The 315-nt window shown below is 67.6% G+C and carries 1 protein-coding gene; it reads left to right on the forward strand.

Features of this window, described 5'->3' with window-relative positions; all coding sequences use genetic code 11:
- Positions 1 to 315, forward strand: a 315-nt coding sequence (locus tag M2R48_RS21280) for a hypothetical protein (protein WP_262087619.1), incomplete at both ends; no start/stop codon positions are given.

The following is a 315-nucleotide window of genomic DNA, read 5'->3' on the forward strand; positions in this document are numbered from 1 at the left end:
AGCCTGAAAGAACGCTACGGCCTCGATGAAGCCTTGCCCGACAGCGCCGTGGTCGATGCCGAACGGGCGCGCCTGGCCGGGCCGGACCGCAATGCGATGGGCTCGGTGCTCGGCGCGTTGTGCGAGGAGCTGGTGCGGGTCAAGGAACGCCTCGACCTGTTCGTGCGCAGCGACCGTCAACACACCAGCGACCTCGATGCGCTGTTGGCGCCGCTGCGGCAAATCGCCGATACCCTCGCGGTGCTGGGCTTTGGCCAGCCGCGCAAAGTCATCATCGACCAGCTTGCGGTGGTGTTGAGCCTGGCCCAGGGCCAG

This window comes from Acinetobacter sp. I-MWF (genome assembly GCF_025433935.1).
GTDB classification, from domain to species: Bacteria; Pseudomonadota; Gammaproteobacteria; order Pseudomonadales; family Moraxellaceae; genus Acinetobacter; species Acinetobacter guillouiae.